Annotated in this window: 17 protein-coding genes; 3 read left to right on the forward strand and 14 right to left on the reverse strand. The window is 69.7% G+C overall.

Annotation, left to right across the window (positions count from 1 at the left end):
* Positions 1–3: 3 nt before the first annotated feature.
* On the reverse strand, positions 4–1,212 hold the full coding sequence (locus BMG523DRAFT_RS11200; protein ID WP_043591095.1) for a hypothetical protein: 1,209 nt from the start codon (positions 1,210–1,212) through the stop codon (positions 4–6).
* 4 nt (positions 1,213–1,216) lie between these two features.
* Complete coding sequence (locus BMG523DRAFT_RS11205; protein ID WP_235463076.1) at positions 1,217–4,333, reverse strand: FtsK/SpoIIIE domain-containing protein; 3,117 nt, start codon at positions 4,331–4,333, stop codon at positions 1,217–1,219.
* 321 nt (positions 4,334–4,654) lie between these two features.
* Here BMG523DRAFT_RS11205 and BMG523DRAFT_RS11210 point away from each other — a divergent pair, with 321 nt between their 5' ends.
* Positions 4,655–5,206 carry a hypothetical protein gene (locus BMG523DRAFT_RS11210; RefSeq protein ID WP_083494797.1) on the forward strand — a complete coding sequence of 184 codons (552 nt, stop codon included), beginning with the start codon at positions 4,655–4,657 and terminating at the stop codon, positions 5,204–5,206.
* A 58-nt stretch (positions 5,207–5,264) separates the two neighbouring features.
* Here BMG523DRAFT_RS11210 and BMG523DRAFT_RS11215 read toward each other — a convergent pair whose 3' ends face one another.
* Positions 5,265–6,074, reverse strand: coding sequence for an ABC transporter permease (locus BMG523DRAFT_RS11215; protein WP_011435913.1), 810 nt, complete (start codon positions 6,072–6,074; stop codon positions 5,265–5,267).
* The gene (locus BMG523DRAFT_RS11220) at positions 6,071–7,333 is read right to left on the reverse strand and encodes an ATP-binding cassette domain-containing protein (protein WP_235463080.1); all 1,263 of its coding nucleotides are present in this window, start codon (positions 7,331–7,333) and stop codon (positions 6,071–6,073) included. The genes BMG523DRAFT_RS11215 and BMG523DRAFT_RS11220 overlap by 4 nt, the downstream gene beginning before the upstream one ends.
* On the opposite strand from BMG523DRAFT_RS11220, the gene BMG523DRAFT_RS24445 reads away from it, so the two are divergent.
* Positions 7,274–8,767 (forward strand): recombinase family protein, encoded by a 1,494-nt coding sequence (locus BMG523DRAFT_RS24445; RefSeq protein ID WP_160323713.1) that lies wholly within the window; start codon positions 7,274–7,276, stop codon positions 8,765–8,767. The two genes, BMG523DRAFT_RS11220 and BMG523DRAFT_RS24445, sit on opposite strands and share 60 nt — an antisense overlap.
* 460 nt (positions 8,768–9,227) lie before the next feature.
* On the opposite strand, the gene BMG523DRAFT_RS11230 is transcribed toward BMG523DRAFT_RS24445, so the two are convergent.
* From BMG523DRAFT_RS11230 to BMG523DRAFT_RS11255, 5 genes are all read right to left on the reverse strand, one after another.
* Positions 9,228–10,100 (reverse strand): replication-relaxation family protein, encoded by an 873-nt coding sequence (locus tag BMG523DRAFT_RS11230; protein WP_051623833.1) that lies wholly within the window; start codon positions 10,098–10,100, stop codon positions 9,228–9,230.
* An 820-nt stretch (positions 10,101–10,920) separates the two neighbouring features.
* Complete coding sequence (locus tag BMG523DRAFT_RS11240) at positions 10,921–11,364, reverse strand: nitroreductase/quinone reductase family protein (RefSeq protein ID WP_051623834.1); 444 nt, start codon at positions 11,362–11,364, stop codon at positions 10,921–10,923.
* A 28-nt stretch (positions 11,365–11,392) separates the two neighbouring features.
* The gene (locus BMG523DRAFT_RS11245; protein ID WP_051623835.1) at positions 11,393–12,859 is read right to left on the reverse strand and encodes an FAD-dependent monooxygenase; all 1,467 of its coding nucleotides are present in this window, start codon (positions 12,857–12,859) and stop codon (positions 11,393–11,395) included.
* Positions 12,856–13,479, reverse strand: a complete 624-nt coding sequence (locus tag BMG523DRAFT_RS11250) for a class I SAM-dependent methyltransferase (protein WP_051623836.1) — start codon at positions 13,477–13,479, stop codon at positions 12,856–12,858. The genes BMG523DRAFT_RS11245 and BMG523DRAFT_RS11250 overlap by 4 nt, the downstream gene beginning before the upstream one ends.
* 11 nt (positions 13,480–13,490) lie before the next feature.
* Positions 13,491–14,891 carry a cytochrome P450 gene (locus tag BMG523DRAFT_RS11255; protein ID WP_200923105.1) on the reverse strand — a complete coding sequence of 467 codons (1,401 nt, stop codon included), beginning with the start codon at positions 14,889–14,891 and terminating at the stop codon, positions 13,491–13,493.
* Positions 14,892–15,545: 654 nt separating this feature from the next.
* On the opposite strand from BMG523DRAFT_RS11255, the gene BMG523DRAFT_RS11260 reads away from it, so the two are divergent.
* A complete protein-coding gene (locus BMG523DRAFT_RS11260; protein WP_055726054.1) occupies positions 15,546–16,940 on the forward strand; it encodes a helix-turn-helix transcriptional regulator in 1,395 nt (464 codons plus the stop codon).
* An 82-nt stretch (positions 16,941–17,022) separates the two neighbouring features.
* On the opposite strand, the gene BMG523DRAFT_RS11265 is transcribed toward BMG523DRAFT_RS11260, so the two are convergent.
* The 5 genes from BMG523DRAFT_RS11265 to BMG523DRAFT_RS11285 form a co-directional block, all read right to left on the reverse strand.
* Positions 17,023–17,226, reverse strand: a complete 204-nt coding sequence (locus BMG523DRAFT_RS11265) for an MbtH family protein (protein WP_051623837.1) — start codon at positions 17,224–17,226, stop codon at positions 17,023–17,025.
* Positions 17,227–17,270: 44 nt separating this feature from the next.
* Positions 17,271–17,930 (reverse strand): class I SAM-dependent methyltransferase, encoded by a 660-nt coding sequence (locus tag BMG523DRAFT_RS11270; RefSeq protein WP_043591104.1) that lies wholly within the window; start codon positions 17,928–17,930, stop codon positions 17,271–17,273.
* A 28-nt stretch (positions 17,931–17,958) separates the two neighbouring features.
* Positions 17,959–18,966 carry a hypothetical protein gene (locus BMG523DRAFT_RS11275; protein WP_051623838.1) on the reverse strand — a complete coding sequence of 336 codons (1,008 nt, stop codon included), beginning with the start codon at positions 18,964–18,966 and terminating at the stop codon, positions 17,959–17,961.
* Positions 18,966–23,411: an amino acid adenylation domain-containing protein gene (locus BMG523DRAFT_RS11280; protein ID WP_051623839.1), complete on the reverse strand. Its 4,446-nt coding sequence runs from the start codon at positions 23,409–23,411 to the stop codon at positions 18,966–18,968. Before BMG523DRAFT_RS11280 ends, BMG523DRAFT_RS11275 begins: the two co-directional genes overlap by 1 nt.
* The coding region (locus tag BMG523DRAFT_RS11285) for a phosphopantetheine-binding protein (RefSeq protein WP_152987848.1) at positions 23,408–24,362 on the reverse strand (955 nt) is incomplete at its 5' end. The genes BMG523DRAFT_RS11280 and BMG523DRAFT_RS11285, both read right to left, overlap by 4 nt.

Raw genomic sequence — 24,362 nt, forward strand, 5'->3', positions numbered from 1 at the left:
TCCTCATCCCTTCCTGGAACCACCGCTTCTGGAACCACCGCTCTTCGATGCGCCGGCCGAAGCCTGCCCGCCGCCGAGGCCGAGACCGAAGCGGACCGCCACCGCGAGCGCGGCCAGCGACGCGATCACCCCGACCGGTTCCATCGGGGCGAGCCGGAACGTAGCCAGCACCATCACCGCGGCCGTGCCCGCTCCCAGGGTGCCCGCCCGCAACACCGCCTTCGCCCCATCCTCGCCGCCGGCCCCGAGGGCGACCAGAACGGCGGCGGCCACTGTCGACCCGACCAGGCATGGCAGCGCGGGCGCGGCGACGAAGGCCCGCAGAAGTCCGACGATCCCGAGGATGAGCAGGCAGGCGAGGGCCGTCAGCAGCCCGGCCGACGCCGGGCCGGTGCCCTTGGAGACGGCCCGCAGCTCGGCGGCCTTGCTCATCGCGTCCAGGCAGAGCTCGTATGCCTGGCGCGGCGCGGTCCGCGGGTCCACCTGCGCGGCGGACGGCTCGTGCGGGCCGCCGGCGCGGCCATCCCGCGCAGCCCGGCCCGCCCCCAGCGGCAGGCCATCCGACCGGTGCCGCTGCCGCGCGAGCCCCCGTCCCGTGCGGTCGGCCTCCCGTCCGGCCTGTGCCAATGATCGGCCCCGCCGATCGCCCGGTTCGGCCGGGACGTACCCGCCCCCGTCGCGGTAGAGGCCGCGATCCGCCGTCCCCTTCTTCGCCAGGCCGACCCGCGGGACGGCGGCAGCCGCTTCGGCCGAGGCGTCGCCGGCCGCCGAGCGCAGCTGGTCGAGCTCGGTGAGCCCATACTGGGCGAGGGGCTCGGCGACCTGGTCCCAGACACTGCGGACCCTGGCCCGGATGTCCTGGGCGGCGTCCCGGTGCCGACGCGCGGCCGCCCGGCCGTCCTGCCGTCGGTCGCGGGCGTCGCGGCCGGCCCGGGCCCGGGCCTCGTCGGACGCACCGAGCAGGCGCCGGTACTGCATCGCCGCCTTGGCCGGATCGTCAAGATCCGGGTCGCCAAGGCCCGCGTCGCCAAGGCCCGCGTCGCCGAACAGGTCGGCGAGATCGGACGCATCCACCGGCACAGATCCAGCCACGATCCCGTTCCGTCCTCTCCCGGCGCCTGCTCGGCCGTCGATCCCCACGTCGCCGACAGCCGCCACGTCGCCGACAGCCGCCACGTCGCCGTCGCTTCCCGTCCCGTCGTCGGTCCGCATCGGACTACCCCTGATCCAACGGCGCGAACGGCACCACGGTGCGCGGTTCGGCCTGGACGTGCCGGTCGAACAGGAGCGCCCGATTCGGCATGGTCCCACCGGTCACTGACCGGTGTCCGGCCAGGACGAACAGGTCGCTGCCGGGTACCCCGGCCGCCACCCACGCGGCGATGTCGTCCCGGTTACCCGGACCGAGGTCCTCGGCCAGCCGGGACACTCCCCGCCACCAGCCCAGCAGGTGCACGCGCTGCGCCGGTCCCCGGCGGGTGAGCGTGCGCAGGTCGTCCAGTCCGGTGCGACGGGTCACCGGGTCACGCGCCTCCAGCCCGGCCCGGCCGGCGTCCATCGCAAAGACGACGACGAGCCGCAGCGGCGGCGCGACCGGGCCCACGCTGCCGGTGAGTGCGGACTCCTCCCGGACACGGGTCTCGTCGGCGGCACCGGCCAGCACCGACCGCAGGCCGGTGACATCGGCGACCCGAACGGGATGCCCGGCCCGGCGCACGCGCGCCGCGAGCACCTCCGCGGCGGCGAGCGCCATCGGCTCCGCGACGATGATCTCGACCACGAGTCCACCGGCCGGGACCTGCGCGGCGACGCTGGCCGCCGCCGCCTGCAGGATGCCGACCGCCTCCCGACGCAGCGGACCGAGCACGGCGAGATGCCGGCCGGGCAGCGCGGCGAGCCGTACCCCGACCGCGGGCGGCGCGAGGTCCAGGGGCACGCCAACCAGCGCGAGGGGATCGACATCGTTCTCGGCACCGTCCCCTGAGCCGCTCCCGGAACCGCAAGCACGCCCCGGCGACGCACCGCCCGCCAGCAGGCTCGGACCGGTTTCGCCACCGTCGCCGATGATCGCTTCGGCCGCAACCGCCTCGACGGCCGTCGGCGCCGGACGCCCGTCCAACGCCTGGTAGATCGGGTTGTCGTCAAGAACCGCGGGGGCGTGACCAGCAAAGACCCGCGGGGGCCTCGCATTCGGCACACTGCGCGCGGTCGTGGCCGCCAGCCGCCCACGCAGCACGCCTATCGCCGCCGGATCCGGGAAGGCGACCCGGACGAGTTCGTTGCCCGCAGGATGGCCGTTGCGCCGGTTGACGATAGCCTCCCCGACGCCCGAGAGCGCGCCGGCAGCCTCGTTCGCCGTGGACAGCAGGACCCGTGACTCCGAGATCGAGGTACGCAGCGCCACGCGCAACGCGAACTGCCCGAAGATCGAACCACGCTTCCCGGCGGTGGCATCGAGCGCGTCGATACCGGACAGCGTCTGGCTGGCGAGCAGCAGATGGACCCCGTAGGCGCGGCCCTGGCGGGCCAGGACCTCCAGGTGCGCGACGGCCTCCCGCGCCACCGAGTCCATCGGGGTGAGCATCACCTGGAACTCGTCGACCACGACGATGATCCGCGGCCAGGCCGAGCTCCGGTCGGCCGCCCGCAGGCCTCGCAGGTCGCGGGCGCCGACCGCGCGCATCGCCACGGCGCGGCGGCGCATCTGTTCACGGACCGCCCGCAGCACCGCGACGCCGAACTCGCGATCGCTCTCGATGCCGACGGTGTCGGCGTGCGGCAGGTAGAACGGGTCCGTCGGACCGGCGGCAAACTGGGCGAACTCCAGCCCCTCCTTGAAGTCGAGCAGATGGAAGCGGACCTGGTCGGGCCCGTAACGCGCGGCGATCCCGTAGATCACGTCGAGGAGCAACGTCGACTTGCCCGACCCGGCCTGGCCGCCGACGAGGGCGTGCACGGTGTCGTCGTCGAAGGTGAACCCCACCGGCCCGTCGGGGCCCTGCGCCACCTCGACACCCACCCCGGCTGCGCTGTCGAACTCCCACAGGCCGCGGGGCAGCATGTCGCTGATGGCGGGCGGGCGGGCGGCCTCCCGGGTGGCCGCCGCGGCGACCTGAGCCGCGACCGCTGCGACCAGCATGGAGTGCGGCGGCGGGTCCAGCTCGACCCGCAGCAGACCGGTCAGCGACGTGCGCCAGCCTCCCGCGGCGGCCCCGCGCCATCCCGGCCGATCGGCGAGGAGCTCGACCGCGGTGAACACCACCGACCTCGGCAGGGGTTCCGTCACCGAGTCCTCGTCCTCGTCGGCTCCCAGACCGCTGACGTCGGGATCCAGCGGCGTCACCGCATCGGGATCGTCCCGCGAGCCGCCCAGGACCGGCTCCACGCCGGACGGCCGGACCTCCACGATGGAGATCACCACCACCCCGCAGGACGGGCCCTGGGCCGCGATGGCGGCGAGCGCCCGCGCGCCCTCGTCGTGCAGCCGGGGCTCACCAAGCAGCACCAGGACGCGCCAGGGCTCCGAACGCGGAAGCCCGGCCTCCTCCCGCTCCCGCAACGAGTCGAACCGGCCACCGAGCCGGTCCACGGTGATTCTTCCCACCTCCGCCGACAGCTCCGCGAGGACCTCCTCGAGCCGGGCCCGCGTCGTGAGCGTGGGGGTGGCCACACCGGCGGCACGCAGCGGCGCAAAGCCGGCGAGCCCGGCACCGAACTCGTGGGGATCGTAGACGACGAGTCGGACCCACCCGGCCGGCGCCGCGGCGAGGACGCGGGTCAGCAGGCCACGCACGAGGTCGACCGCGGCGGGCCGGCTGGACCGGGTCGTCTCGATCCGCAGGTTCAGGCCGTCCAGCAGCGGGATGGCCAGTGGCACCGTCCGGTGCTGCGCCGTGGGATCGTCGGGCGGCACGATGACCTGACCGACCTGCCACAGAGCGGGCCGGAAACGAGCCCGGTCGCCGACCGGGGCGACGCCGAAGGGACCGTGCCGCCAGTCGGGCGCCGCCCAGGACGCGCCGGCGAATCCACGCGCCCGGGAACGGGCGATCACGGCGGCCCGGGCGAGCTCCCCGGCAACGTCGAGCCGCCCCGCGCCGGACTCACCGGGGCCACCGGCCTTCCCCGAGGCACCGGCCTTCCCGGAAGCACCGGAGCCCACCTCGGTCTCGATCCGGTCCGCCTGCTCATCCAGCCGGTCGGCGAGCGCCAGTGCCGCCCCCAGCGAGGACTGGATGCCGGCCACGAGCGTGCGCGCCCGCCGGGTACCCGACACGTCGACCTCCCCACACTGTGTGTTGCCGTGCTCGGCGTCGAGCCCCCCGACGACCATGACACGTCCGACGGAGCAAACATCCCAGAACGCGCCGACCGGCCGAACTGGCCTGCCGGCGCGACGGTCTGGACACAGGGACATCGCCGGACGAAAGCATGCGACGACATCGGCGACGTTATCGGTACAACCACCCGCCGCCTGGCCGTTCCGGACGACGGCGACGCCGGGACCACCCGAGCGGGCCACCCCCGACCGGCACCAAACCAACGGCGCCGCGCGTGTTCAATGATCCGTCGGGGCAACCGTCCCGGTCAGGTAAGCCAGCGCACCGATCGAAGGGGCGAAGGTCGGCGATGAGCAGGTGGAAAGGGAACGTCGGTGACGGACGCGGCTGACACGGCTGACACGGCGGGCCGCACGGAGACGGCGGGTCCGGCAGGTACAGCGGCGAAACAGCGACCGCTCGCCGTCATCGACGTCGACGGGGTGGTGGCCGACGTCCGACACCGATTGCGCTTCCTGCGCGCCAGTCCCAGCGACTGGGAGGCGTTCTTCGCGGCGGCGCCCGCCGATCCCCCCCTGGCCGAAGGGGTGGAACTGGCCCGCAAGCTGGCCCGAGACCACGAGGTGGTATGGCTGACCGGCCGGCCGGAGCGTTCCAGAGAGGCGACGCGGCGCTGGCTGACCGAGCAGGATCTGCCGCCGGGTGAGCTGCGGATGCGTCCGGACGCCGACCGTCGGCCGGCTCGGGTGTTCAAACGCGCCGAACTTCGCGAGCTCGGCGCCGGCCGTCGGGTCGCCGTCGTGGTCGACGACGACCCCGCCGTGGTGGACCTGCTGCGCGCCGACGGCTGGCCGGTCCTGCGGGCCGAATGGCTCGCCTACGAGGCGACGCTGGGCAACGCCCAGGAGACCGAGGGCCGCACCTGACCATGAGCCGCCTCGGCGATGTCGGGTACGGCCCGCGTCCGGCGGTCGGGCCCGCCGGTCAGCGCGAGGCCGACCGCCGGTACACGCGCGCGGCGAACGGCCCGAACACCACCAACAGACCCAGACACCAGGCGAGGGACTGCAGGAGGACGGAGACGACCGGACCGCCGAGGAACAACGCCCGCACGGCGTCGACGGTCACCGTCACCGGCTGATGCCGGGCGAACGCCTGCAGCCAGCCCGGCATGGTCTCCACCCGGGCGAAGGCCGAGCTGGCGAAGACCAGCGGGAAAATCCAGATGAATCCCGCCGACTGCGCCGCCTCCGCGCTACTCACCGACAGCCCGATGACGGCGGACAGCCAGGAGAAGGCGTACGAGAACAACAGCATCAGCCCGAACCCGGCCAGCGCCGCCGGCACCGTGGTCTCCCCGAACCGGAATCCCACGGCCAGACCTACCAGAAGCATCACCACGACGATGAAGACGTTGCGGGCGAGATCGGCCAGGGTACGGCCGGTGAGCAGCGCCGACCGGCTCATGGGAAGGGAACGGAACCGGTCGATCAGGCCCCGCTGACGGTCCTCCGCCAGCCCCACGCCGGTCAACATCGACCCGAAGATCACCGTCTGTAGGAAGATGCCCGGCATCAGGTAGTCCACGTACTTGACCCCGTCACCCACGTTGATCGCGCCACCGAAGACGTAGGTGAACAGCAGGACGAACATGACCGGCTGGATGGTCGCGAAGATGACGAGCTCGGGTATCCGCCAGGTCTGGATCAGATTGCGCCGGCACATCACCCACGCGTCAGCGACGGCCCACGACAGCCGCCCGCGCCCCGCCGGAGTCAGCTCGATGGTGCTCATATGGTCACCATGTCCTTGTCATCCTTGTCATCCTTGTCATCCCGGTCGTCCTTGTCATCCCGGTCATCCCGGTCATCCCGGTCATCAGGGTCGCCGGTGTCGCCACGGCCGTCGCCGCCCGCACGTGCGGGCGGCGTCTCGCTGCCGGCCGAAGCACGCCCGGTCATGGCGAGGAAGACGTCGTCCAGCGACGGCCGGTGCAGGGCGACGTCGGAAATCGGCACCCCCAGCTCGTCGAGACCCCGGACCACATCGGACAGCACGCTCGCGCCCGGTACCGGCACACTGACCCGACGCGTCTCCCCGTCGGCCGTCGCCGCGCCGGATCCGAACCGGGCGAGCACCGCTTGGGCGGCCTGGACATCCTCGGCGGCGTCACCACCGACGACGATGTCCAGCCGGTCGCCACCGACCTGCGACTTCAGCTCGTTCGGGGTACCCCGCGCGATGACCCGGCCGCCGTCGACCACCGAGATCCGGTGGGCCAGCCGGTCGGCCTCCTCCAGGTACTGCGTCGTGAGCAGGACCGTCGTGCCGTCCCGCACCAGATCGGCGATCACCCTCCACATCGCCGAGCGGCTGCGGGGATCCAGTCCGGTGGTCGGCTCGTCGAGGAACAGCACCGCCGGGTTGATGATCAGACTGGCCGCGAGATCGAGCCGCCGCCGCATCCCGCCCGAGTAGGTACGCGCCTGCCGACCGGCCGACTCGGCGAGCTCGAACCGCTCGAGCAGCTCGACCGCGCGGGCCCGCGCGACGCGGCTGCGCAGACGGTAGAGCCGCCCGAACATCTCCAGGTTCTCCAGCCCGGTGAGCCGCTCGTCGACCGCCGCGTACTGGCCGGTCAGACCGATCCGGGCACGCAGCGCGTCCGCCTGCCGGACGACGTCCAGACCGAGGACCCTGGCCTGGCCGCCGTCCGGGCGCAGCAGGGTCGACAGGATGCGTACCGCCGTCGTCTTGCCGACTACCGAAGTAACATATTCCTCGCAGATACGGGTGCCCCCGCAGACGTGCGACCGTCTCGGGGGCGTGATCGAGATGGGGTCTCGATGTCTGGGAGCGTACGCGCCGAGGGTGAGCGGCGGGGGTCGGCGGCTCGGCGGGGCGGTCGTCGTCCTGGGGTGGGGGTGGAGCGTCCGGCGGAAGAGGGGTCGGTGTGGGCGTACCGGCGGATCTCTGATGATCGGACGGGGCGGATGGCGGGGGTCGGCCGGCAGGGCAAGGACATCACGCGGGAGGCCGGTCGGCAGGGGCATCCGGGTCCGATTCATTTCGAGACGGACAATGATATTGGTGCGTCGGAGCACTCGGCGCCGAAGCGTCGGGTGGGGTACGAGAAGATCCTTGAGGCGGTGAAGGCGGGCAAGGTCACGGATCTGTGGGTGTGGCATCCGGATCGGCTGTACCGTATTCCGCTGGAGTTCGAGGAGCTGGTTCCTGTTCTTCGTGCGCACGGGGTGCGGTTGTGGAGCGTACACGGTGGGCGTATTGACATCACGAACCCGGAAGGTGTTCTGCTGGCCCGCTCCCTGTCGATGATCAACGCTTTTTTTGTGGAGCACATGCGGGAGCAGGTGTTGGGTGCGAGTCTGGAGCGGGCGGAACAGGGCCGGGCGAATGGTGGTAACCGGTCGTACGGCTGGCGGTATGTGGGCGGTTCGGGTCTGCTGGCGCCGATCGAACGTGAGCAGAAAGTGATAGCCGAGATGACCCGGCGGATTCTGCGGTCGGGTGACGGTGATTCGTGCCGAGCCATCGCGTTGGATCTACGGAAGCGGAAGGTGAGGACCGCGGTTCGCTATCGCACGCTGCGGGTGGACGAGGGTCAGCTGGTGAGCCTGGAGAAGGCGGAGTGGACGGGGGAACGGGTCCGCAACGTCGTGTTGCGTGCGGCGAACGCGGGCCTGCGGGTGCATCACGGGGAGCTGCACCGTGCGCAGTGGGGTCGGATGATCCGGCTTCCGGACGGGTCCGAGGAGTGGGGTGCGGCGGTGACCGTGTCGGAGTGGGAGGCGGTGTGCGCGATTCTGAACGATCCGAAGCGGCGGACGACGTCCACCGCTCCGGCGGAGCGGTATCTGTTGACGGGTATCGCGAGGTGCGCCGATGGCCACGTGTTCCGGAGTGCGGGCATGAGGAAGGGCAGGCGGGTGTATGGGTGCCGGTTCATGGGTGAGGACAACAAGGAGCATGACCACCTGATCCGGCAGGCTGAGAAGACCGAGGATCTGGTGTACGCGGTGTTGTGTGGTACGCCGTCGACACCGGGCCTGTTGGCGCGGGAGGGTCTGCGGATGCGCACCGAGGACTCCGGTCAGGCTCTGCTCATCGACGCGCGCACGAAGCGGGACAGTCTTCAGGCGAGGTTGGAACGGTTTGAGGATGCCCTCGCCGGATTCCCGGACGAGGAACTGAAGGTGATGAGCCGTTCGGGTCTTACCCGGAATATCAAGCGGATTCGCGCCGAGTTGGAGGAAACGAACCACACGATCGAGTTGCACGCGGTGCCGGATGTGTTGGACGGTGTCAGCCACGACATCACCGAAGCGGATTTCCGGGCGCTGCCGATGGAACGGCAACGCGCGATCCTGCGACGGGTGTTGACGATCACGATTCACCCGACGCCTCGGGGCACGCGGTTCAACCCGGACGCGATCGTCATCGGACCGAGGTACGCGCCGGCCCCCTGAGCGCGGGCCGCACGCAGTCGAGGCGGGGGGCACCATAGGGCGCCACCCGCCTCGACTGTGCGGTGCGTCTACTCCTCTCGGGTGAGCATGGTCTCCAGCGCGTACCGGTGCTCGTCCGGTAGCGGTGGGAACCGTGCCAGCGTCTCCCGTACGTAGCGGTCAAGCGGACCGGGCGGGTCCGACTGCGACGGTGCGGGAGACGGGGTGAGGGTGTCGTCGGCGGGGGTGCTGTCGGGGGTGGGGCGGGGTGGCCACGGGGACGGGGCGGGGTCGTCGGGTGCGGCCGGAGCGGACGTGCGCGGTCCTCCTGTCCTCCACGGGCGTCGGGTCGCGGGCGGGGGGTCTACGGCGGGTTTCGGCGGGTGCGCCTCCTGTTCTCCGGCCGGGCCGGTGGGTGGGTTCTGGTCCGCCGCGCTGTCAGATCGTCATAGGCACTCCTGTTCTCGGGCGGGCTGCGGTGTCAGGCGACGAGGGGCAGGTGGGGGCCGGGTGGTGGTGTGGTGCCGTGGCGGGCGTCGGCCCACAGGCTCGTTGCGGCGGGGTGGGCGAGGTCGAGGAGGCGGCGGCGGCCGGTCGAGCCCAGGGGAAGCCATACGGGACCGGCGGGGCTGTGCCCGCCTGCGGCGATGAGGTCGGCGGCGGTGGTCGCGACCGGATAGCCCCGGGGCTGTGCTGCTTTGTGGTGCAGGTTGGTCTCGCGGGCGGTGCTGGGCAGGTGCAGCAGTACGCTCATGCCGAAATGGCGGTGGGTGTCGTAGGCGGTGAGCTTGTCGAGCAGCCGGCCCAGCGGTTCGGTGCCGGTATCGTGTTCGAGCAGGAAACTCACCGCGTGGGACGACTCGGCCCAGCGGCCGTAGGCGTCGGGGTGGACCCCGACGATCCGGAACCTGTCGGCTTGGGGCAGAAGCGTGTGGGTCGTAGGCTCGGAGTACCAGCTCAGCAGCCGGGCCCCGGGCCGGGGCGCTGCGTCGGCCGTCAAGGCGGTGAACAGCCCGTTGACGCCGAGGAGATGATCAAGCTGGCGGCTGCGCGCGAGACGCGCTATGGACAGATCGTGCGCGGCGCGGGTCGGTGGCCGTTCGGCGCGGGCGGCGGCCAGCAGCACCACCGCCGGATAGCCCAGCGTGTAGCGCCAGGGCTGTGAACCGGGCCGTACGCAGGCCCTGAATCTCGCGAGCACGCCGCGCTGCGTCAGTTGCAGAAGTCGACGTTGGGCGCGGTCGAGACTTGGGAACAGCAAGTCGGCGACCTGCTCGGCTGTCAGGACACGATGGGCCTCAAGAACATCCAGCAGATACAGATCACGGGCTGTCAGCGAGCCCAGCAAACGCACCGGGTCCGGACCGCGCCGGGCCGCCGATGATGGGGAAATACGAACCTCCAGGGCGGAGTCTGGGCAGGAACGCTGGCGCGGACAGGCCGGCTGACCTGCGCCAGCACCGCACCACGGCTATCGGTCTGACCCCCCGCTTCTCAGGCCGGTCCATACCGTCCAGGAACGTCCGTACACGTGCTCTGACGTCCACTTTCGGTCGCTGGAGTACCCCTCTGGCGGCCCGCGTTGCCACACGCACTGCCACACATCCGCCGCCTCCGAGAGGGCCAGCGACACCCCCGTCGCGCCTTCGCCGCACCCCTGTGTGGCAACCGGTGTGGCAGCGGGCAGGGCGGAGCGGACAGCCCCACCCGAGCGATCAGCCAGCGCCTGGCAGCCGACCACGGTCATGCGGGGTCCTCGATGAACCCCGAAGCGGCAACAGCCGCGGCCGCGCCGGACGGTCGTAGCGGCAACGGACCAGGCAGCTCCGCCGTCCGCGGCGTCACCGTGACGGCCGGAGCGCAGAATCAGCCAGCGGGCGGACATCGTCGGCACCGACAGACCCTCCTGCCGCCAGCGCCGGATCGTCACACGGACATACCCGGCTGCGAGGGCGGCCAGCCGTCGACGCGTGAGCCGGTCGGCCAGGAGGTGGTGGATCACATTCCGGTGCGAGGCCAGGGTCGCGGGCCGCCAGTGGTGCGGCGCCGCGAGGAAACCCTCGAGCAGCTCGCCCACCGTCATGCGGCCACTGACCGTCATGACGTCCAGCCGGGTGCTGCGGACCTCGGCTAAGGGCGGTTCCAGCCGCGGCTATTGTACTGAGAAATGTAGGTCAGAGCCTGCTGATACGGGGAGTCAACCGGGCCATTGGAATCAACCGCTCGGTCCGAGCCTGGTAATTTCCGTAAAACTCGGCCAGCTGGGTCGCCTGACCCCAGAGTGCGTGGCGGTCTTCCTCGTCCGCGATTGTGATGTCCACGTCGAAACGGTCTCCGCCGATCTCGACGGTGGCCGTTTTCGCCGCCCGCAGATTACGGAACCACAGGGGTTCCGCGGGCGCCCCGCCGAGGGAGCCACTCACTACGTAGTCTCCATTGTTGATGAAGTAGACAACTGGTTTCGTGCGAAGACGGCCCGACTTGCGTCCCGCGACGGTCAGAAGGAGTAGCGGCCTGCCCATCATGCTCTTCCACACCCGCCCTCTGGAGGCGCGGTAGATCCGCACGTTCAACGTGGTAATGACCCGCGTAAAGGTTCGTTCCGCAATGTTCGTCATCGTGTGCCCTTCCAGTCGGTGCTGGCGTTCATACCGATGGTTCGCCGAGCCAGCGTCCAAGCCCCGCCCGCAGGCCCGGCGCGTCGGGGGCGTCGGACGCCCAGCCGACGTGACCGTCCGGGCGTATAAGTACGGCCGCAGGCAGCCGTCCGGCAGAGCGGACATGCACACTGCACAGGTGGTCCGGCCAGAACGCTGCGGCGCTGCTCGCCCACTGGCCGTCCAGGGAGCGGTCCAGGAAGACCGGCTTGCCCGCGGCCAGCAGACTGAAAACCGAGGTGCGCTCACCCGTCGCCTCGGTGAGGTCCGTCTGAGGGAGACGGCGGCCGATCAGCGGGTGGGCGCCCTTGCCGTAGCGCATATGGGTGCCGGCCATCTCGGTGACCACGCCACGCTGAAGGTAGGGGAGGTAGAGAAGCTGCTTGACCGCCCACCGGGCAGCACGCAGCAGCGGCCCGCGCGCAGTGTTGAACCTGAAGACATTCTCGGTCTGCCTGAGAATCTTGGCAGCCAGCGGCCGCAGTTCGGCATCGTAAGTGTCCAGAAGACCGGGTGGGGCCCAGCCCTGGACGGTCGCGGCGAGCTTCCAGCCCAGGTTGACCGCGTCCTGGATGCCGAGGTTGAGCCCCTGTCCACCTGCCGGCGTGTGAACGTGCGCCGCGTCGCCGGCGAGTAGCACGCGCCCCACACGGTATCGCTCCACGAGACGCTGCTCGCTTCGGAAACGGTTGAGCCAGCGAGGGCTATGGATACCCAGGTCCACACCGAGGATCTCGACCGCGCTGCGGCGGATCTCGTCCAGGGTCACCGGCTCCGAGACAGGCACCTGCATGCGCAGGTGGTCCTGGATCATCAGCCGGAAATGACCGTCGGGGAACGGCATCACCGCCACCATTCCCCGCTCGGTGTGACGGGCGAACACCTGCTCGTCAGGAATGTGCCGCAGCTTGACGTCGGCGATGATGGCGGAGAACTGGGACGGCGTGCCGGGAAAGTCCAAACCGAGCAGACGGCGCACGGTGCTCTTCGAGCCGTCGCAGCCGACCAGATAGTCTGCCCGCTCGGTATGCTCTCCCTGGGCACCCCGGACCCGGACGCTCACCCCATCGGCGTCCGGTTCGATCCCGATCACCTCCGTGTTGCGCTCGATGATCGTGCCACGTTTGAGGGCCCAGGTCTCCAGGGCCTCTTCCGTGTTCACCTGCGGAAGAATCAGCATGTACGGGTGCGGCCCGTCGATATACCTGGTCATGTCGATGCCGCGGTTCTTTGAGCCGAGTGAGATAATGTGAGACCTGAGCCCCCGGGAAAGGAACTCGTCCACCTCCCCGCGCATGTCGAGGATCTCCAGACACCGCGGGGTCAGCGCGAAAGCCCGGGAATGCGGATAACGATCGGAGCGCTGTTCTAGGATCCGGCAGGGGAGGCCGGCGAGGCCGAGTTCGGCCGCCAGTGTAAGCCCGGCAGGTCCCGCGCCGACGATGAGAACCGTCACGATGCTTCCTTCCGCCGCGGGGTGCGGTCCGGTCGGGCAACTAGCCGCACGAAGCCGTCCGGCTCGGCCGTGATGCTGAGCGGACGCAGACCCGAGGCCCAGGTAAGGTCGGCGATGTCCGACTCGGAGTGATGCCGGACCATCCGGCCGTTCAATCGCAGCAACAGGCCGATCAGGTGGCCGGGGGGCGCATGCTCGACTACGACAATCAGACCATCGGGCGACAGGACGCGTCCGGCCTCGCGCAGCGCCTGTTCGTGGTCCGCCCAGTGGTTGAAGGCGGTCGTGCTCACCACCAGATCGACACTGCCGTCGGCCAGCGGCAGCCGTTCCGCCGTCGCGACCCACAGGTCGGCCTGCGGCAGCCGCCGGCGGGCAACCTCGATCATCCGTTGCGCCGGATCGACGCCCACCAGCCGCGCCTGCGGCCATGAGCGCGATACGCTGCCGAGCAGCGCCCCAGTGCCGCACCCGACGTCCACGACAGCCGCCGGCTTCATGACACGCTCGGTGACTGCGGCGACGGCCAGCTGGTGGGCGAGGCCGCAGGTCGCCCCATGGCGTTTGTCATAAGTCTCGGCGGACGCGTTGAACGCCGCAACGAATCCTGAGTCCTTCACTGGGCGCCCGTTCACGCCAACTCGACCGACCCACGAACCGTCCCGCTCAGGACAGCCCGATGATTGTCTCGACCCGCCCTGGAAACGGTGACGGGTAGCCCGTCGTCGGGAACGAGCGAAATTTTTATTTTGTGGTTGACCCTTGTGCCGTCCACAATGGAAAGTCGGTAACGCTGCAGGATGATGCTAAGCACGATCTTCATTTCCAAGAGCGCAAAGGAACGCCCCAGGCAGCTGTGCGGCCCGGCGCCAAAAGGCAGATACCCGTACGAGTCCGGCTTCGCGGTCTCCCACCGGTCGGGGCGGAAGCTGAGCGGTTCGAAGAACACTTCCGGAAGCCGATGCGTCACATAGGGGCTGAAGAAGAGCGTCGTCCCCTCGGGTATACCGTAGGAACCCAGGTGGCAGTCCTCAGCCGCGTAGCGCAGGCCCATTGATGCAGGTGGGAAGAGCCGCAGGCTCTCTTTAATCACTCGATCGAGCAACGGCAGCCTGTCGAGATCATCGGGTTCCGGCGCCGTGCCGTGCAGCACCGCGTCCAGCTCGTCCTGCAGGTCATTGCGGACGTGCGGATGCTGATCGAGCATCAGCAGCGTCCACGTCAACGACGAGGCGATGCTGTCATGGCAGAATGAGGTGTATCCCTCGCCCACCAGCTCGTCCTCGGTGAGGCCCTGGCCGTGATCATCCCGAGCAGCAATGAGCATTGAGATGATGTCGTCGCCAGGGTTCTCCCGCTTAGTCCTGATGATTTCGCGTAGCGCGTCATCCAGGTGCTCGGCCGCACGCAGTGTGCGCCGGTAGGACGTGCCCGGCAGGTCCAAGGGGAACAGCAGCGTCATGGGCCTCGTCGCCGACGCTAGCAGTCGCTCGATCAGACCGTTGATCCGGTCCACGTCCTCCGTGGCGGAGAGGTCGAACAGCGTCCGCATTCCCAGCCTGAGCATAAGCCGGGACAGATCCCGGTCGATCCGCCGTACCTCACCCGGCCGGAAGCGGGCGAGTTCCTCCACGGTCACCTCGACGATGGCGCGGTGGTGCCGGGCCACAGCACGCGAGTGGAACGCCGGCTGCATCAGGGTCCGGTGCCTGCGGTGCGGTTCGCCGTTCAGCTTGAGCAGCCCCCGAGTCAGCCGCGCCATTGCCGAGCGGGGCGGCATCCTGAGCTCCCGAAAAGCGTCCGCGATAAAGGTCTGCGGATTACCGAACAACTCGCGCTGGTACTCCGGCCCGAAGACGAAAACATGTGTGGGGTGCCGGGGCGTGCTGGTGCTGATCGCTCCATAGCGCCTGTGCATGGCCGCAAAGAAGGCGAGCGGATCCGCGAGCATTCGCAATGCGCGCAACTGCCAACTAAGCAGCGGGAGCTGCGGCGGACCCGGCATTCGAGGCGTTGAGATCGCGGTACCCACGTACCCTCCCAGAACCGAGGCTCAGTTGTCAAGTATTTACTATATGTCATGACAGATCGGATGACAAGCTTTGTAATTCCGCTTGTGGCAACTCGGCTCGTGGGCGGTCCGCGGCGACTAGGGGCGAGAGTCTGACTGCCACGCCGCTGCCCCTCCGTACTGGGATCGCCTCCCGGCCTGCTACCGCCCGTATCGGTCAGCCGCGGCGACGTTGACGTCAGTCGCCACGGCCGGCCCGCGCCTTTGGGCACCCCGTGCCCCTGGCGTGACCGAACCTGCGCATGTCGGACGCCCGGCGCATGACAGCAGCCGGTGGTGGACGGACGTACGGTCTGTGAGGCCGCCGCAGTCGAGGCGGCGGACCGACTGCGACAGCCTGGTTCCGACGCCGGCGCCAACCAGCTGGAACTGGCGGCCAACGGATGTCGGGCGACTCCAAGAGCTCCGAGGGCGATCGAAAGAGGATCTTCGCCGTGCCGTGCGGTTGCCGTGTGGCCTGGGGCCACGGGGGAGCAGATGTAAGGGGGCCGTTGGCTCCCTCCGTGGGGATCCGCTGGGTAAACTCTGTTTCGTGGGACACCACACACCAGTCCTAGTTGAGTGACAGACCTCTCAACATGCCTCACAGAGTGGCGTAATCGCGTGAGTAATACGGTGCGACGGCCCAATGAGAGCGCCCAGGTGCAGTCGTTCGGCGCACGCCTACGGCAGCTGCGCAGCGAGCGTGGTCTGCGCCAGCTCGACCTCGTCGGCGACAACATCTCGGCCAGTTACATCTCGCTGCTGGAAGCCGGCCGCCGCGTGCCGACCGACCGCGTGATCCACCACCTGAGCGAGCAACTCGGCTGCAGCCCGGACGATCTGCGGATTCCGACCGAGGACACGTCTCTCAGGTCTGCCGCCGTCCAGATGAAGCTGGCCCGCGCGGCGCTGCTGGTGGACGCGATCAGTGAGGCCGAGTCCTGGTACCGGCGCGTGCGCGTGGAGCACCAGGATAATCACGAGGTGAGCCAGGAGGTCGAGTTCGGGCTCGCCCGGGCGGCCGAGCTCGCCGGGCGCCCGGCGGAGGCCGCCGAGCGTTACCAGCGGTGCCGGCCCGCCGATGCGGATCTTTCTTACCCGCACCAACTCGGCGTAGCGCTGGGGCTGGTGCGGTCGCTGGCACGCTGCGGCGACGCAGATGGTGCACTGATCGCCGCCGACCACGCGCTGCGGCAGATCAGCGAGGTCGGGCTGGCCGTCTCCGACGTGGCAGTGGAAGTCCGCGCGGTGCTCGCTTCTGTGCTGTGCAAACGCGGCGACTACGCCAGCGCGCAGCGGCCCATCGCCGAGGCATTGGAGATCGTTCCCGCGATCGCGGACCACCGCGCCCTCGCCGACACGTACTGGCGCGCGGGGATGGCTGCCTACGAGACCGGGCGGATCGGGCTCTCGCTCGAGCTCGCCGGCTGGATCACCGACGCCGACGCCCACGACTACGGACATACCCTCGGCATGCTGCGTGCGGTCTACGGTGGCCTGTTGCTGCGCCAAACTCCGCCCGATCCGGAGAAGGCCCGGGAGATGCTGGAACTGGCGGTGACCGACCTGGACGCCGCGGGAACGGTCGCCGAGGCCATGCACTGCCGCAGCGACTTGATCCGGGCGCTGATCATGCTCGATCGGTGGCAGGATGCGCGGACCCTCGCGGACGAGGCTCTGGCCCATACCGCCACGCCGCCCGTCGAACGGACTCGCGCCCGTCTGCTGCGGGCGACCGCGCTGTCCCTGCTCGGCGATCTCGACGGCGCGCGCGCCGACTGCGTGTCGGTCCACATGGACCTGCAGGCGCAGCCGACGGGGTCACAGACCTCGCAGCTCTGGTCGCAGCTGGGCGAGGTCCTGACCCAGCTCGGCGACACCGAGGGCGCCATTCACGCGTACCGCTGCGCCATCAACGGCCTCAGCGTCGACGTGCCGCCCACGCTGCTGCCGTCCAGCCCCCGGCGCGGCGGCACCCGGCAGTCGGCCAACGGCACGCCGCGGCGCCCGCTCGAGTCGGGGAGTTGAGGGCGCCGCCGGGCGAGTCCCACATACGCAAGACGGCGCCGGAGGCCCGTGTCCAGACCTACGGCGCCGTCAGCTGAACTGCTCAGCTGGTGCGCACCGACTTTGGCCGCATATCCACCCAGGTCTCGTCGATGTACGCTAGGCAGTCGCGCCGCGGTCCCTGGAAGCCGCCATCCCGCCAGCCGTCCGGTACGTCGCGGTCAAGCGGCCAGAGTGAATACTGCTCCTCGTCGTTGACGACCACCCGGCACGGGTAGGTCTCGTCGTCGGACAGGAAACCTGACATCGGTCCTCCTTTGTCGCCCTGATGTCGTTGCGGAAAGCAGATCGTCAGCGCTTGACAGCGATCGTCAGCCCATCGCCGTACGGAAGCAGGCTCAGGTCAATGCGCTCGTCAAAATGGAGGCTCTCGTTGAACGCGCGCAGCGCGACGGCGTCTGGGTCGGCAGGATGCTCGGCCACGACCAGGCCAGACCACAGCACATTGTCGAAGGCCACGGTCCCGCCCGGGCGCAGCAGCTCCAGCGCCGCTTCGTAATAGGCCTGGTAGGAGACCTTGTCGGCGTCGACGAAGGCGAAGTCGAACGTGCCGGCCTGTCCGTCCGCCAGCAGTTGCTGCAGGGATTCCCGCGCGTCCCCGATCCGCAGATCGACCTTGTCGCTCACGTCCGCCCGCGCGAGGTACTTCATGGCAATGGTGGTCCACACCCGGCTGCTGTCGCAGGCCACCACGCGCCCGTCCGCCGGGAGTGCCAGGGTGGTGCTCAGCAGGCTGTACCCAGTGAAGACGCCCACCTCCAGCGTGCGGCGCGCGCCGAGCGCGCGGACCAGCGTCGCCAAGAACTGGCCCTGCTCCGCCGAGACCTGCATGCTCGCCAGCGGCAGGTGGGCCGTCTCCTCGCGCAGCTCACGCAAGAGCAGAGTATCGCGCAGCGAAACGCCGCGAACGTATGTCTGAAGGTCGTCGGAAAGCTCGATCTGGGTCAACATTTCTACCTCCAGCGGGAACGCGGCGCGCTCACTCAGGGACCTGCTGCAGACGCACGCGCTTGTAATGCGCGAGTACGCCCACCGCCGACTGCTTGGACTTCGGCGTCATCAGGAGGCTGCCAGCCTCGTCGCCGACAAACCGCGCGCAGACGAAGCGATGCGCGTCATAAGTGGCCGCGTACGCCTCCCTGAACCTGGCCCGCAGCGGGACGAGAGCGGGGTCCAGCCCGGCCAGCAGCCGCCCAGACTCGGCAAGGCGTCGGATCAGGTACTCGTGGTCACGCCAGTGAAGACCACTCAACCCGGCCGGAGCGACCGGCGGTGTCAGCGTCGGCCGCACCAGGTTTTCGTACTCCTCGGGGGTGAAGTCTCCGGCGAACCGCAGCGCTGACTCCGAGGCAAGCATCAGCGTGACTGCGAGTTCCAGCGCGGTCATGGCCTGGTCCGCCGCGGCCCGCTTCACAGCATCGGCCAGTTCGTCCACGGCGACGATCAGGCCCTGAATGTAAACCATGAAGATGCGGTGGCCGCGAATCCAGCGCCGTAGCGCATCCGATGAGCCGGCGCCGGCCCGCAACGGGACTGGCCGGTGGCCACCCAAGACTGTCGCATCGAAGCCCGTGAGATGCGCCAGCAGGGCTGCGAAGCCCTCCCGTAGCCGGGTCCATTGAGCGGCGTCGAGGCCGCTGCCGCTGCGTAGCACGTCGTCCAGCAGCACCTCATAACCCGTGAGCACTGTGTGCACCAGCAGCCGGTGGCGGTCACCGTCGACCCGGACGATGGCGAATGCACCGTCGTTGTCGCGGTTGCCGGTGGACTCGGCGGCGTCCGGGCCGCCTTCGACGGTGCCGGCGGGCAGCGGCACCAGGGCGAGCGCCTCGCGCACGGCGGCGAGCACCGTCCCTTCGCTCTCCTGGAGCGTGGCCGCGAGCGTGGCGCTCACATCGGGCACGGCGGCCAGCATCAACTCACGCGTCGCGGCCGGGCTGGGGAGGTGCTCGGGACGCAGCAGCCGAAAGACCGGTTCGGCGGTCATCAGCGGCTCGCCGCGCCCTCGGCCCTGAGCGACCGGCCGGCCGGCAGGAAGTCGACGTCGACCAGGTAGTCGAGGCAGCGATGCGCCATCTCCTCCGTCATCGGAGGGCACGTGACCCCAGTGCCGGCAAGTGCGTCGAGCACGTTGCGGCACTCCTCATCGGGTCTGAGCTCGCCTATGAAAGCGGGATCCAGCGACGGCTGCGGCGCGGCCTCAGCATCACGGATCAGCGGCACCAGCGGATACAGGGAGTGGTCCAGGCCCACCTCCATCGCCCGCCGGCGCGCCTCTTCAAACGGCACGATGTCGAAGTCGTAGCCATACGACTTGATCCACTCGCAGAACCGCCGGATCGAGACGGGCGCCGGGTTGAACAGATGGAAGAAGCGACCGATCGCGGCAGGATTCCGAGAGATCCGAACGATCGCCTCGGCTACGTAGTCGACCGGGACCGTGTCGAAGATTCGCGGGTAGTCCGGCAGGATACGCATCGGCAGGTAGCCCCGCAGCGCCACCAGCAGATAGTCGCTAGTCTGCGTGGCGCCGGTGCGGCTGTGCGACATGATCAGCCCCGGCCGGTAGATGCTGACCGGGACTCCTCGTTCCTGGGCCAGGTATATCGACTTCTCCGCCACCCACTTGCTGCCCGTGTAGCCGCCCGGCACCTCCACCGGGCTCAGCAGCGGCGCCTCGTCCTCGACGAACGGACGGGGCGTGTGGGTGGCGAGCAGGACGTCGATGGTCGATACGTAGTGCACCGCCTTCACCTGCGTGGTGCAGGCCAGCCGCAGCACCTCGTGGGTACCGCGGACGTTGGGGCCGCGCAGCGCCGAGTATGGATAGACGAAGTTGACCAGCGCGCCGTTGTGGAGGATGACGTCGACCTGCCGGGCCAGGTCCGCCCAGCGGGCCTCGTCCAGGCCGAGCCGAGGCAGCGCCAGGTCCCCGGGGAGAGCCTGGATCCGGCCGCGGAACTCCTCGTCCCAGATGAGGTACTGCCGCATCGATTCCTCGATCCGGCGGAACGCGGCCTTACCGTCCGGCGCCCGAACCAGGCAGAGCACGTCTGCCTCGGTCTGACGCAGCAGCTGCTCTAGGAGGAAGGCCCCGAGGTAGCCGGTCGCGCCGGTCAACAGCACCACCCGAGGGTCGTGGTGGCGGCCGGCGGGCAGGCCGGCGGCGTCGACGTCGTCGCTGAGCAGCGCGTCCTCGTCGAGCCGAGTGGCATGCTGCTGGGACATGACTCCTTCCACTCCGAAGCGGTTGTAGACCTCGATGACCGAGGAGACACCAGCCACGGTCGGCACCCGAAAGAACTGGTGGACCGGAATCTGCAGCTGGTATTGGGCCAACAGCCGGGAGGCCAGCCGAGCCACCATGATCGAGGTTCCGCCGATCTCGAAGAAGTCATCGTCAAGACCGATCTCCTCGACGCCGAGCACGGCGGCGAACGCCCGCGCGACGTCCATCTCGAGCGGGGTGCGCGGGGCTGTGCGGGCGCCGGTCGGCTCAGGCGCCGCGGGGGGCTCGGGAAACGCCCGACGGTCGACCTTCCCGTTGACTGTCAACGGCAGCGCGTCGAGCTGGACCCAGACCGAAGGCACCATGTATGAAGGCAGCATGTCGCCCACGAACGCGGCCAGGCTCGCCGGGGTCGGCGCGCCGCCCCGCGGCTCGGGCACGACATACGCGACGAGCCGGCTGCCGTTCTGTCCATCCGGGCGCGCGACGACCGCCGCCTCGCGCACCTGGCTCGACATGCTGACCACCGACTCGATCTCGGCAAGCTCCACCCGGAATCCTCGCACCTTGACCTGCTGGTCGGTCCGGCCCAGGAACTCGATCGCGCCGTCCGTGCGCCATCGGCCCATATCACCGGTGCGGTAGAGCCGCCCTCCAGGCTTGGAAGAAAAGACGTCAGGCAGGAACCGGTCTGCGGTCAGGCCCGGCCGGCGGTGGTAGCCACGGGCCAGACCGACGCCGGCCACACAGATCTCCCCCGGCACGCCCGGTGGCACCAGCTGACCGTCCAGGTCGAGCAGGTATACCCGGAGGTTGTCGACGGGCCGACCAATCGGCGCCGCCTGCGGGTCCGTGGTCCGGGGGCATTCCCAGTAGGTCGCGTCGATGGTGGTCTCGGTGGGACCGTAGAGGTTGGCGACCGACGCACTGAGGCGTTGGAACACCGCCTGCTGGAGCCCGCCTGTGAGCGGCTCCGCGCCCGACAGCAGATGGCGCAGCGAGGTGCACTCCCCCATCTCCGGTTCCTGCATCAGCACCGCATTGGCCGAGGGCACCGCGCCGTAGAGCACGATCTGCCGCTCGTGGATCAGCCGGACGAGTGCGCGCGCGTCGAACTGCTGCGCGGGGGGACTGATCACGCATTCAGCGCCGACGATCAGCGGCCAGAAGGTCGCCCACACCGAGGGGTCGAAGCTGAACGGGTGGTTCTGCAGGACACGCTCGCCGGGCCGCAGCGGCCAGGTGCGCTGACGCCAGGTGAGGTTGTTGACAATTCCCCTGTGCGTCACCAGTACGCCCTTGGGCAGCCCCGAGGATCCCGAGGTGTAGATGAGGTAAGCCAGCGACCCGCCGCTGACGCCGACCTCGGGGCGCGTGCGCGGCTGGTCGATAATGTCGCCCCACGTCGCGTCCAGGAGGACGGTGTGCGCCTGATGCGACGGTAGCCGGTCCACCAGAGCGGTCTCGGTGAGCAGCACCCGGGTGTCGCTGTCGGCGAGCAGGTAGCCGAGACGCTCCGCCGGGTACTGCGGGTCCAGCGGCACGTAGGCCGCGCCGGCCTTGAGGACACCGAGCATGGCAACGACCATCTGCGCGGACCTGCGCAGGCAGAGCGCGACCACGGTCTCCGCGGTGACCCCGAGCGTCAGCAGATAGTGCGCGAGCTGGTTCGCCCGCTCGTCTAGGTCCTGGTAGCGCAGCTCCTCCTCCTGGTCGCTGACCGCCACCGACCGCGGCGTCCGCGAGGCCTGCTCGGCCACCAGCTCCGCGAGGGACCGGTTTCTCGGATAGTCGTGGTCCGTAGCGTTCCAGGTCGAGGTGATCAGCGCCGCTTCCGCGTCGTCCGTGAGCGACACTGTGGCGAGCGGCGCCTCCGGCCGTCGCGCAATCCTGCGAAGCAGCGTCCGCAGATGAACCAGCAGGCGCTCAGCGGTCGAGCCGTCAAACAGGTCCTCGTTGTAGGTGAGCCGGAGGGAGCGGCCGGTCGGGCCGCCGACGGTGGTCAAGGCGAGGTCGAAAGGGCTGGTGTCGGCCGCCGACGGCACCGGGCTAATGGTGAGCCCGGGCACCGTCATCGGCTCAATGGCCTCACGCGCCGTGAAGAGCACCTGGAACAACGGTGTTCGGCTGAGGTCCCGGACCGGGTTCACCGTGTCCACGACCCGGCTGAACGGGATCCTGGTGTGCGGCGCCACGTCCGCCCGGATCTCCCGCACACCGTCGACCAGTTGGCCGCCGGTCAGCTCCGCAAACAGCAGCGTGCGCATCACCGCGGTGCCGGCTCGGGGGCCGAAGGCACCGGCCGGGCCGGGCATGCGGACGCCGATCGTGACGTCATCCTGCTGGGCGTATCGACCGAGCAGGGCCTGGAAGCCCGCGAGGATCACCGTGTCGACGTCGGTGCCGTACCGGTGGGCCAGCGCGACGAGGGCGTCGACCAGCTCGCGTGGCAGCTCCTGGTGCAGGGTTCCACAGCGGTGCGTCTTCAGCTTAGGCCGGGCGCGGTCCGCCGGCAGCCGAAGCGCCGGTACACCGTCGAGCACGCGCGTCCAGAAGTCCAGCGATCGCTCGGCCTCGCGGCCCGCCAGCCAGGTCTGCTCGGCCTCGACGGCGACCGCGAAGTCGTCGGCGGGAAGCTGCGCGTCCTCGCCAGCGAGGAGAGCACGGTACCCGTCGAACAGAGCCCGGCACAAGAGGTCGGGTGCCCACTCATCCGCGATCGTCTGGTGCAGCGCGATGGCAAGGAGGTGGGTGGTCTCGTCCAGCCTGCCCAGGGTGAGCCTACCGAGCGGCCCGCGCGTGACGTCGACCGACTGGGTAAGCTCCGCGGCGCAGACCGCGTCGAAGCGCGCCTTGCGCCGCGCCTCGTCCTCGCCCGCCAGCTCGACGACGACCAGGGGGATCTCGGAATAACCGCCGACGACCCGCACTGGGCGGCCACCGAACTCTGCGAACGTGCTGCGCAGCAGGTCGTAGTGAGCACTGACCTCGGCCAACGCCTGCTGCAACGCCGCCAGGTCCAGCGCCCCGGCCAGCCGATAGACCCCCAGCACCATGCCGGGCGCCTGGCGGTCGAGTTCGTGCAGCATCCAGGTCCGCTGTTGGTCGGCGAGCAGTCCAGAAGCCGTACCGCCATCTAGCGAGAGGCGTTCGGCCAGCGCTCGGCGTACGGCTTCCCGAGCTGACGGGTCCTCGATCGTCATTCGTCTGCTCCTCTCGCTGGCGCCGTCAACGACGGGTCGACCAGCATCGCTTCGAATTCGCCTACGGGCAGCCGTGCCAGGTCGTCCAGCAGGCTGTCCTGCATGCTCATAACCGCCTCGCTCGCCACCGCCGTGCCCAGGCCGCGCTCGACGCTCGCCGCGACTGCCTCCACCGTCGAGTCCAGGAACACGTCGCGAATCGGGACGTCAATCCCAAAGAGCGCGTGGAGCTCGTCGACCATGCGGGCTACCAGCAGGGAATGACCACCCAGATCAAAGAAGTTGTCTCGCAACCCCACCCGCTCGACACCGAGCAGCTCCTCCCACACCAGCGCCACGCGACGCTGAACGACCGAGGCCGGCGCCACAAACCGCGCCACCACACCTCGCGCCGCCCCCGCATCCGGCAACGCCCCGCGATCCACCTTGCCGTTCGGCGTCAACGGCAACCGCTCCAACGCCACCCAGCCAGACGGCACCATGTACTCAGGCAATCGCCCCCGACAGAAATCCCGCAAAGAACCGGCCAGACCCTCACCATTCACACCGTCAACCGGCACCACATACCCCACCAGCCGCGCCGCCGGTCCAGCCCCCACCACCGACACCACCCCCGCACGCACCCCCGCGTGCGCCCGCACCACCGACTCCACCTCACCCAGCTCGATACGAAAACCCCGCACCTTCACCTGGTGATCAATACGGCCCACGAACTCCAAACACCCATCCGAACGCCACCGCACCACATCACCCGTCCGATACAACCGGCCCCCACCACCAAACACATCCGGCAGGAATCGCTCCGCCGTCAACGACGCACGACCCCAATACCCCCATGCCACCCCCGCGCCACCGATAAACAATTCACCACACACCCCCACCGGCACTGGCGCCAAACCCCCATCCAGCACGAACACCCGCGTATTCGCCACCGGCCGGCCCACCGACACA

The organism is Frankia sp. BMG5.23, from assembly GCF_000685765.2.
Classification (GTDB): domain Bacteria; phylum Actinomycetota; class Actinomycetes; order Frankiales; family Frankiaceae; genus Frankia; species Frankia casuarinae.